General features: G+C 63.1%; 1 protein-coding gene. It reads left to right on the forward strand.

The window, feature by feature from the left end; genetic code table 11:
• Positions 1–24 precede the first annotated feature (24 nt).
• Positions 25–2,738, forward strand: a 2,714-nt coding sequence (locus tag ABH933_RS45445; RefSeq protein WP_429455345.1) for a condensation domain-containing protein, incomplete at its 3' end; no start/stop codon positions are given.

Consider the following 2,738-nt stretch of genomic DNA (forward strand, 5'->3'; position numbering starts at 1 on the left):
CCGATAGAACACACGATCACTCGAGTGTTCACCGATGTACTGGGCATCGACACCATCGGTCTCGACGACTCCTTCTTCGCCCTCGGCGGAGACAGTTTGGTCGCGACCCGGGTTGCGACGCGACTCGGGGCCGCGCTGGACACCGAGGTTCCGGTGCGGCTGTTGTTCGAGGCGCCCACGGTGGCGGCGCTCGCAACCTATGTAGAGCAGCATGCCGGTCAGGGGCGACAACGCCCACCATTGATCGCGGGACCGCGCCCCGAGCTCGTGCCGTTGGCACCGGCCCAACAACGGATGTGGTTCCTCAATCAGTACGAACCCGGCTCGGGGGCATACAACATGCCGATCGCCATTCGGCTGCGCGGCGAGGTGAATGTCGATGCCCTGGGACTAGCCATGATCGACGTGCTACGCAGACACGAGTCCTTGCGAACGCGGTACCCGGACCATGACGGAATACTGATCCAGCTGATCGAATCCGTCGACGACATCGACCAGGAACTGACTCCGGTACCGGTCCTGTCGAGCCAATTGATCGCAACGGTAACCGAATTCATCAGCGAGGGTTTCGACGTGAGCACCCAGGTGCCAGTGCGTGCCCGATTGTTCCGCGTGGTCGGCAGCGAGGAATCAGAATATGTGCTGGCCGTCGTGGTGCATCACATCGCCGCGGACGGCTTCTCCATGACCCCCCTGGCCCGCGACGTGACAACTGCGTACACCGCACGGATTCGCGGTGAAGTCCCGTCGTGGACACCACTGCCCGTCCAGTACGCGGACTACGCACTATGGCAACGAGCTACCCTCGGCTCGCCCGACAACCCGGAATCGTTGTGCGCCAGGCAGATCCGATACTGGACCGAAACTCTGGACGGGGTTCCCGAGGAGCTTTGTCTGCCGTTCGACAGGCCGCGGCCGGTGGTGATGTCTCACCGAGGTGCCACTACCAGCTACACGGTGGATGCCGAGTTGGTTCAGGCGTTGGAAAGGTTTGCGCGGCAGCAGAGTTCATCGTTGTTCATGGTGATTCACGGTGCGCTGGCGGTCCTGCTCGCCCGGTTGAGTGGTAGCACCGATGTTCCGATCGGCACACCGATCGCCGGGCGCGGTGCCGCCGCGCTCGACGACGTGATCGGCATGTTCGTCAACACCCTGGTGCTGCGGACCGACATCGACCTCGAGAAATCGTTCACCGACCTGCTCAGCCGGGTCAGGCAGGTCGACCTGGACGCCTTCGAACACGCCGATGTTCCGTTCGAGCAGTTGGTGGATCAACTCGATGTGCAGCGATCCCAGTCCCGGCACCCGTTGTTCCAGGTGCTGCTGGCATTCCAGAATCTGCAACGAGTGGAGCTCGAACTGCCCGGCCTGGTGGTGTCGGTGGTCGACCTGCCCACCGAGATGTCTCGCTTCGACTTGGCATTCGTGTTGTCGGACAGCGGTGACAGCGACGGTATGACGGTGTCGGTCACCTATGCCACGGATCTGTTCGACACGACGACCATCGATTCTCTCGTGCACCGGTGGATCCGGGTGTTGGAGTCGGTTGCCACCGATCCCACCGTCGCGGTCGGCACGATCCAGGTACTCGAGCCCGCCGAACGAATCGATCTGCTGACACGCTCCGGCGCGCCCACAGCAGCGCCAACCACCCTGGCCGAGCTGTTGGCCACGGCGGCCGGGCGGGATCCCGACGCCACGGCGATCGTGTTCGGCGGGCAGCGGCTGAGCTACCGGGAGTTGGATGAGCGTTCGAACCGATTGGCGCGGCAACTCATCCGACGAGGTATCGGCCCGGAAGACATTGTCGCGATCGGCATTCCACGCTCCCCCGACTCCGTACTCGCAATATGGGCAGTCACCAAGTCGGGAGCCGCCTTCCTGCCGATCGACCCGACCTACCCCACCGAACGCATCACCCACATGACGACCGATTCCAAAGCAGCCATCGGCCTGACCGTGCCATCCGTGCGAGCACAACTCCCCGACACCATCGACTGGCTGACACCGGACAACTTCGACAAGACCGACAACCGTCCCATCACCGACAGCGACCGGGTACGTCCGCTGCGTGTCGATAATGTCGCCTACGTCATCTACACCTCCGGATCGACCGGGTTGCCCAAAGGCGTCACGGTCACCCACCAGGGGCTGGGCAACTGTGCCACCGAGGACCGGGATGCCATGGATGTTGAATCCAATTCTCGTACTTTGCATTTGGCTTCGCCAAGCTTCGATGTGTCGGTGCAGGAATTGCTGTTGGCGCTGTGCGCGGGCGCGACTATGGTCATCGCGCCGAGCGACGCATATGGTGGCGACGAACTCGGCGAACTGCTCGACCGCGAGCATGTCAGCCACGCCTACATCACACCTTCCGCGTTGTCCACCATCGACCACACCCATTGGCCGCTACCAGATTTGGGGCATCTGGTAGTCGGCGGCGAGGACTCCGGCACCGAGTTGGTCCAGCGCTGGGGCGGCAGTCGCAACATGTCCGATGCTTATGGTCCGACCGAGGCCACGATCATGACGAACCATGGCACTCCGTTGGTGGCGGGCGAGTCGATTACGATCGGCGGCCCGATTCGCGGTGTCCGGGAATGGGTGTTGGATCAGCGGCTGCAACCGGTGCCGGTCGGTATGGCGGGTGAGTTGTATATCGCGGGTGCTGCGCTGGCCCGCGGATATCATCGCCGGACAGCTGTGACGGCGGAGCGTTTCGTGGCGTGTCCCTGGAA

The organism is Nocardia sp. GP40 (genome assembly GCF_050434125.1).
Classification (GTDB): domain Bacteria; phylum Actinomycetota; class Actinomycetes; order Mycobacteriales; family Mycobacteriaceae; genus Nocardia; species Nocardia albiluteola.